Origin of the sequence: Moorena sp. SIO3E8, from assembly GCF_010692445.1 — a bacterium.
In the GTDB taxonomy this organism is placed as follows: Bacteria; Cyanobacteriota; Cyanobacteriia; order Cyanobacteriales; family Coleofasciculaceae; genus Moorena; species Moorena bouillonii.
In genome coordinates this window covers 1-6,663 of the sequence record NZ_JAAHHM010000232.1, presented here as the reverse complement: position 1 = coordinate 6,663, position 6,663 = coordinate 1, and the positions used below count along the sequence as shown (strand labels likewise).

Annotated in this window: 11 protein-coding genes and 1 pseudogene; 1 reads left to right on the top strand and 11 read right to left on the bottom strand. The window is 39.6% G+C overall.

Annotated features, from left to right (window positions below; genetic code table 11):
• Window positions 1-180: 180 nt before the first annotated feature.
• The 6 genes from F6K46_RS37455 to F6K46_RS37430 form a co-directional block, all read right to left on the bottom strand.
• On the bottom strand, window positions 181-342 hold the full coding sequence (locus F6K46_RS37455) for a hypothetical protein (RefSeq protein WP_293067903.1): 162 nt from the start codon (window positions 340-342) through the stop codon (window positions 181-183).
• Between the two features lie 24 nt (window positions 343-366).
• A complete protein-coding gene (gene vgrG / locus F6K46_RS37450; RefSeq protein WP_293067905.1) occupies window positions 367-1,818 on the bottom strand; it encodes a type VI secretion system tip protein VgrG in 1,452 nt (483 codons plus the stop codon).
• 6 nt (window positions 1,819-1,824) lie between these two features.
• Complete coding sequence (locus tag F6K46_RS37445) at window positions 1,825-1,971, bottom strand: hypothetical protein (RefSeq protein ID WP_293067901.1); 147 nt, start codon at window positions 1,969-1,971, stop codon at window positions 1,825-1,827.
• A 52-nt stretch (window positions 1,972-2,023) separates the two neighbouring features.
• Window positions 2,024-2,743, bottom strand: coding sequence for a hypothetical protein (locus F6K46_RS37440; protein ID WP_293067899.1), 720 nt, complete (start codon window positions 2,741-2,743; stop codon window positions 2,024-2,026).
• A gap of 154 nt (window positions 2,744-2,897) precedes the next feature.
• Complete coding sequence (locus tag F6K46_RS37435) at window positions 2,898-3,095, bottom strand: DUF5908 family protein (RefSeq protein ID WP_293067897.1); 198 nt, start codon at window positions 3,093-3,095, stop codon at window positions 2,898-2,900.
• Window positions 3,096-3,097: 2 nt separating this feature from the next.
• Window positions 3,098-3,379, bottom strand: coding sequence for a phage tail protein (locus tag F6K46_RS37430; RefSeq protein WP_293067895.1), 282 nt, complete (start codon window positions 3,377-3,379; stop codon window positions 3,098-3,100).
• A gap of 6 nt (window positions 3,380-3,385) precedes the next feature.
• Here F6K46_RS37430 and F6K46_RS37425 point away from each other — a divergent pair.
• Window positions 3,386-4,791, top strand: a pseudogene (locus F6K46_RS37425) (IS4 family transposase).
• Here the strand turns inward: F6K46_RS37425 and F6K46_RS37420 are convergent.
• The 5 genes from F6K46_RS37420 to F6K46_RS37400 form a co-directional block, all read right to left on the bottom strand.
• Window positions 4,756-5,124 carry a phage tail protein gene (locus F6K46_RS37420; RefSeq protein ID WP_293067893.1) on the bottom strand — a complete coding sequence of 123 codons (369 nt, stop codon included), beginning with the start codon at window positions 5,122-5,124 and terminating at the stop codon, window positions 4,756-4,758. The pseudogene F6K46_RS37425 and the gene F6K46_RS37420 overlap by 36 nt on opposite strands.
• A 15-nt stretch (window positions 5,125-5,139) precedes the next feature.
• Complete coding sequence (locus F6K46_RS37415) at window positions 5,140-5,298, bottom strand: hypothetical protein (protein WP_293067890.1); 159 nt, start codon at window positions 5,296-5,298, stop codon at window positions 5,140-5,142.
• Between the two features lie 127 nt (window positions 5,299-5,425).
• The gene (locus F6K46_RS37410; RefSeq protein ID WP_293067887.1) at window positions 5,426-5,890 is read right to left on the bottom strand and encodes a phage tail protein; all 465 of its coding nucleotides are present in this window, start codon (window positions 5,888-5,890) and stop codon (window positions 5,426-5,428) included.
• 66 nt (window positions 5,891-5,956) lie between these two features.
• The gene (locus F6K46_RS37405) at window positions 5,957-6,124 is read right to left on the bottom strand and encodes a hypothetical protein (RefSeq protein WP_293067884.1); all 168 of its coding nucleotides are present in this window, start codon (window positions 6,122-6,124) and stop codon (window positions 5,957-5,959) included.
• 61 nt (window positions 6,125-6,185) lie between these two features.
• Window positions 6,186-6,557 (bottom strand): phage tail sheath C-terminal domain-containing protein, encoded by a 372-nt coding sequence (locus F6K46_RS37400; protein ID WP_293067881.1) that lies wholly within the window; start codon window positions 6,555-6,557, stop codon window positions 6,186-6,188.
• Between the last annotated feature and the right edge of the window lie 106 nt (window positions 6,558-6,663).

Genomic DNA, 6,663 nt, shown 5'->3' with positions numbered 1-6,663 from the left:
GTTGCTTATGACTTCCAGCCTTTTTCTCTGTTCTCGACTCAGAATCACCTTGTCTCGTTTTCCTCTTCCCATACTTTCCGCCTCAGTTATCTTATTTCTATTGCACTATTTTAGCTGTGCCACGCCAGTAGGGTGCCTTAGATTTGTAGTGTAACGCACCATTGTACGGACTTTGGTGCGTTACGCGATCGCGGTTCGCACCCTACGGACTGTTGCCTTTTGCCTCCCTCTTGCCTCTTGCCTCTTGCCTTTTGCCTCTTGTATCATGTCAGGATAATTACCCTTAATAAAAATCTCCCCATCTCCCCATCTCCCCATCTCCCCATCTCCCCATCTCCCCATCTCCCCACACTCCCCACCCTTGCCTCAATTAATATCCACCCTCGAGCCTTTAATCTTGATATATTTACCCTCCATCACAAGGTCTTTACTTGATTTTATCTTAATTCCTTGATTATCCATCGTTATTGTATTCCCATTTTCATCTTCCAATTTAATCCCTTTATCCTGCTCGGATAATTTTAAGGTATTGCCATTGGCTGTACTAATTTCGATTAACTTATTTTCATCATCAAATATAAGTTTTAGGGAGTTTTTGGTAACTATTCCTTTCTTATTATTTTCCTTGGTTACTGTCAAACCAGGCGGCAAAGCATTTTTACCACTATGCACCGCTCCTAGAATTATGGCTTGTCTAGGGTCATCATTGATAAAACCGAGAATAACCTCATCCCCGGTTTCAGGTCTAAAGAAAATACCCCTTTGATTACCAGCCTCAACGGAAGCTAATCTTGCCCACACAATACCATCTGTTTCAATTGAGGGGATTCTGACTTTGACCCTAAACTGTTTTTCTGGATCCGCTTCATACTTATCCACAATTCCAATTTGCAACCCATGAATAGCTGGAATCAATCCCGCCACTGGTGTATCAAAAATATCATTAGTTTGTTGATAAAACCAGCTAGCTGACAAGCCAAATTGTACATAGGTTTGCCAGCATTGTCTACTAAATTGATGTCGAATAGCCGTTACTAAAGTTTTGCAATTGAAGCGCTTTCCTATTCCATAAAATTTTATTATATCTCCTGGTTTAATATCAGCAAATCCAGGTAATTTTAAGCGAAATTGAAACAATGACAGACGACTTTTTTGTAACTTGGCATCTGCCCAAGCTTTTACTTCCTGGTCATCTAAGGGAGCTAAACTGATTAATTGATAGTTATCTGCACCAATTGTTTTGGCTAATTGATCTGCTTCTCCTTTTAAATTACCCTGGGCGAGAGAAAACTCTTTGGCTTTTTGTGATTGTGATAGTTTTTGTGTTTTGATATCCCAAGCTGTACTTTCTACCGACGCTTTCTGATCGCAAATATCAGCTTCCATTTCAAATTCATAAATTTCATCTTTGCCATACTCAAAGGTATGTTTGGCTTCCTCTGTCTTTGTTAGATTAGGCTCTTTAACCGTAATTTCGCCATCATCAACTAAAACCCACAGACCATTGACATGCCCACGAGATAAAATGAAATCCCAGTCAGTGCAGTAATATTGCACCATTTCCTTATGCTTTGGTTTAGTTACAGCAGTAGATTTGAATTTTAACCCCCCAGTTTTGATAATTTTATCGATAATATCCTTGTCTGTCATATCTCGAAACACAGCACTTTTTCGTTGGGTGGTTAGTTTGTATGCTGCATCTTTTAAATCAATAGTGAGCAGAGAACTATAGCGATATGCTTGCACACAGTGTCTAACTATAATTCCCTTAAAAACTGTTGCTTCCTTTTGTTTTTCCCCTTCATAGCGAAGCTTTATTTCAATTTATTTGCCTGGTTTAAAAAACTCCGTGTTGCTAATAGCAAATTCTTGTTCTGCCGCGTCACCATCTAATAAAATAATTTGAGCTATCGGGATTTTATTCACCTCTTTGATAATGTCAATCGACATGACATTATATTCAGGGTTCATTTTTTTACCTTTACTCAAAATTGTTGCTGTGACAACACCACTAATTATTTTTTTACTTCTCTATTGGCGGTAATTTGATAGTTGTTCCGGTTTTTAACTTTCTGAAGTTATTGACATTATTAGCACGGGCAAGCTGGATATAATAGGCCGAGTCACCATATACCTCTTGAGCCATCACAGGCAACTTATCTCCAGCTTTTATAGTTCTAGTATGGGTAAGATCGGGTGAGCTTTTATTTTCTAGTTTAATTCGCTTGGAATCTTCTAGATCACCTTTAAAAACGGTATCTAACTCAGCTCTTATCGGTTGTCCGCTACGGTTTAAAAGTGTATACTTAACATTAACAGATACGAGACGGCAATCAAAAATCAAGTCTCCCCATTCAATTTTGAGATATTTAGGCTCATGGATTTTTCCATCCATAAATGTTGTTAGCTTCAGAAAGCGGTCTACTTGCTTGTAAACATCTCTCGTCCCTAAAAGATTGCCAACTAATGAAGCTCCGGCAAACCCTAAACCTCCATAATCTGCTACTCCTGTGTCATCTAAAATTAACTTGAGGGACAAATTCCTGGGTTTGCTGAGAGTATATTTTGCTTCGCGTCCACGGGTATTAATACCCTGCTTATTTTGATAAACATTCTCGTATTTTAAGGAATAGGATTCCGGATTAAACATGACTTCAAAGGTATCTTCTCCCTTTCCAGTCCGTTTTCCATCTTTATAAACACGAATCTTCAGCTTTTCTAATTTGAAATGGTTTTTGATCATATAGCTATTCTACGACTTGTGAGGTACAAATATCTGGGTTTTAGGGAATCGGGAATCGGGAATCGGGAATCGGGAATCGGGAAAATCTCCCCCATCTCCCTATCTCCCTATCTCCCTATCTCCCTATCTCCCCCTCTCCCCACACTTCCTTACCTTACCTCTCTTTTTTCCGCTCCAGTATTTTCAGTACCTGGGCGACACAAGCAGCAATTATTTCATCTTTTTGTTCATAATTTTCTCCCGTCTGGGGAGCTAAAGTATTATCCTCACTATTTCCATGCTCACTATTTCCATTATCACTATTATCCACAATGTTGGCACGAATAATTAATTCTTTGATTTCCACTGGCATAGCTAAATCCTCACACTTTGAAATCTCACATAGGCTAATTCCATCGTATCTATAACCACAGCATTGGCATTAGCATCTAGGTCAGATGTCGTCCATTTTACTGGATAAGCTCTCTTAAATAACCAACTAGAAACAGGAACAGTATTTTCATTAAGCAAAATGACTAAGACATTGCTGGGAGCCTGAAGGGGTGACGAAATAGCCTGAAACGCTTTAAATGTAAAGTGTTCACCATTTTGTGGTAAAAAAAAGATAGGTCGATTATTTGCAACAAGACCTACCAATTGAAAATGTTACCTGAATTATACCAAAACCACTTAAAAAGTCAACTTAGTAAGTCAGAATACTTATTCCTTTTAATTCTGCTTAGTCTCGTACAGACAATTAAAAACGTAAATTTAGAAAAATTAGCAAATATTTTATCAATTCCCATAAAATTTGAAAGTCGTAGAAAAGCGATGCAGCGCGGTCTTGGGGGTTCCCCCCATGAGCGACTGCATCAAGACAAGAATACAACGATTTTTATCATTGCCTAATCTAACGATTGATAAAATTTGGTTTCCAATTGTAAAAATCTGGTGATCAACATACTTTACAACTGAACAATTAATTTATGTAGTGATAGATCGCACAAATTGGAGTCGCATAAATTTGATCATGATTAGTATAGTTTGGGATAAAAGCGATGCAGCAAGGGAACAGGGGGTTTCCCCCATGAGCGACTGCATCAAGACAGATCCTTTCCCATATATTTTGAATTACTTCCCAAATTAGGGTCTAGCAATATGAATGAACAGAAAACTGCCCTATCCTCAGTGATGCCACTTTTAAAAAATTATAATATTTGTATATTAGGGGATAGAGAATTTGGCTCGGTAAAGCTGGCAAAGTATCTCCAGTCATTGGGTGTATATTTTTGCTTACGTCTTAAAAAAAACGAATTTATTGAAGTTAAAAATGAGATTTGGATTCAATTAAATAATTTAGGTTTAGCACCGGGAGTCTCGTTTTTTCTCCAAGGAGTTAAAGCGATGCAGCAAGGGAACAGGGGGTTTCCCCCATGAGCGACTGCATCAAGACAGTGACCAAGACCCGTGGCTTTCTAAGTTGTAATGTGGCTTGTAAGTGGCAACGTAAAGTTAAGGGAATAACGCCAAAAGAAGGATGGTTTATCCTCACAAATTTCGACGGTATCGAGTTGGCAATTTCCGCTTATAAAAAAAGATTTTATCTAGAAGAGATGTTTAGAGATTTCAAGAAAGGTGGCTAGAATCTAGAGGATACTAAAGTTGAGGGTAAACGGCTGATTTCTCTAGTTTTATTAATTGCGATAGCTTATACTTCCTCAACGATTCAAGGTCAGCATATTAAAGCGATGCAGCGCGGTCTTGGGGGAAACCCCCATGAGCGACTGCATCAAGACACGTCAAGGAATACAAAACTATGTAGCTCGTGTCAAAGAATCTGGTCGTAGAGAGCGGAGACATAGCAGTTTTTACATTGGTTTATATGGCCAAACTTGGGTGAATTTCAAGGATGTTTGTTTAAAATTAGTCACCGAATTAATGAAATGAAATCCTAATAAGCGATGCAGCAAGGGAACAGGGGGTTTCCCCCATGAGCGACTGCATCAAGACAACGAAAGTATTATCAACGAGGCCTAAGGGCTAGGTTGCTTATAGAGTATGCGTTGTAACTTATTTCGTCGCCCCCTCAGGCTGGGAGCAAATTTAATGGTACTCATAGCAACGTTAAACTCTACATTCAGAGGAGAGCCAATCACCATTCCTCTTTCTAAAACCAGATTGTTATAGGTAACCTGATTAGGCAAACGATGTCTGAAAATATTTTCACCCCCTTCACGGATGTCTGTTGTGCTTATTTCCGCAGAAATTCCCGATACCTTTTGAAAGCGAATATCTAAGGGATTAGGCAGAATTACAGCAATGAAAAAGACGACCATAAAATTAAATACAACCGGGTTATTTTCCGTCAAAGTAAGTTCCGGAATGGGTAAATTATCTGCCATAACTTACAGCGGTTTTTAATTCTGTGAAGTACAAATTATAGCAATTCTACGACTTGTGAGGTACAAATTTATGGTTTTTAGGGAGCAGGGAGCAGGGAGCAGGGAGCAGGGAGCAGGGAATAGGGAATAGGGAATAGGGAATAGGGAATAGGGAAAAAATAATGTGTACCTCATGAGTCCTAGAAACGCTATATTCAGGTGCGACCCGTGGCGAATTTAATTCGCAAAGTAAGAGCGCACCTAAGGTTTTAGGGAATAGGGAACAGCGGATCTGGGAACAGGGAAGAGAGAAGTCTAATGATTATAATGGAGGGTTATTAACCTTGAGAGTAATAGCCATTAGTTCTAAACTTTCAATAGCAACTTCATTGCTAGTGGCATTAAATGACGGTGCATCTAATTTCTTAGGGAAAGCATTTCCAACTTCCCAGGAGACAACTGCTTCACCTGACTCGTCTAACAAGTCAATCCTAATATCTCGCTTTTCGACGGTATTAAGGTTAATCGTGCTAAACCATTCAAACAAATAGCTGTCTTTTCTGACAATTCCTTTCTGTAGGGTTAGGTTAATGGGAGTGTCCAATCCTGGCATGTACTTTGCCCCATCTTTATAACTCAGGCCATCTCGATAAGTAATCGTTTCGTATTCAATGCTTAATCCCGATACCTCTGAGAAAGCGTGGGAATCATCTCCATCGATGGTGACTCGGTAATAAAATACCGGAATTGGATAAGTATTTTTGATTTGTTCTACTGTGTCTGCCATGATTTATTTATCCTTAATTACTTTAGGTTTAGTTTTACTGTTATAAGGTAAGCTATCAGCTATCAGCTATTGGCCTATGGCCACGCTACGGGAATGGGCAGGCTGTCTTGATGCAGCGCGGTCTTGGGGGAAACCCCCATGACCGCGCTGCATCGCTACTTGAGGTGCTTTTGAATAAAATAAGCTGACCACTGACCACTGACCACTGACCGCTGACCACTGACCACTGACCACTGACCACTGACCGCTGAATGCTTACAATTTTGAATTTTGAATTTTGAATTTTGAATTCCCCCTATGCTTCCTGTAATTTATGGGAGAATTTCAGGATAATGAACTCAGCCGGACGAACTGCTGCCAGACCAATTTCCACAATCATCCGTCCTTCTAAAATGTCCTGTGCTGTCATGCTTTTACCCAGTCCGATATTAACAAAGAAAGCTTGTTCAGGAGTGCTACCAGCCAGGGCACCTTGTCGCCATAATCCCTCTAGATAACTTTCAATTAGGGACTTCACTTTCAGCCAGGTGATGGTGTTGTTAGACTCAAAGACCACAAATGCAGTGGCTTTCTGAATAGACTCTTCAATCAGATTGAACAGTCTGCGCACAGGGATATAGCGCCATTCATTGTCATTACCCGCTAATGGGACTTTAGCAAAATTCAAGCCCAAATATAGCCCAAACTAGCTTTATAATTGACAAATACGTCCGGATTTTCCTGGAGCCAACGGACAAAACGGCAAGACATGGCACTACGAAAAGCTTCTAAAG

Bases quoted from the DNA above. Each gene is read 5' to 3' on its own strand.
- F6K46_RS37420 (WP_293067893.1), bottom strand. From the start codon at position 5,124: ATGGCAGATAATTTACCCATTCCGGAACTTACTTTGACGGAAAATAAC.
- F6K46_RS37455 (WP_293067903.1), bottom strand. From the start codon at position 342: ATGGGGAGATGGGGAGATGGGGAGATGGGGAGATGGGGAGATGGGGAG.
- F6K46_RS37410 (WP_293067887.1), bottom strand. From the start codon at position 5,890: ATGGCAGACACAGTAGAACAAATCAAAAATACTTATCCAATTCCGGTA.
- F6K46_RS37415 (WP_293067890.1), bottom strand. From the start codon at position 5,298: ATGAGGTACACATTATTTTTTCCCTATTCCCTATTCCCTATTCCCTAT.
- F6K46_RS37435 (WP_293067897.1), bottom strand. From the start codon at position 3,095: ATGCCAGTGGAAATCAAAGAATTAATTATTCGTGCCAACATTGTGGAT.
- F6K46_RS37445 (WP_293067901.1), bottom strand. From the start codon at position 1,971: ATGAACCCTGAATATAATGTCATGTCGATTGACATTATCAAAGAGGTG.
- F6K46_RS37440 (WP_293067899.1), bottom strand. From the start codon at position 2,743: ATGATCAAAAACCATTTCAAATTAGAAAAGCTGAAGATTCGTGTTTAT.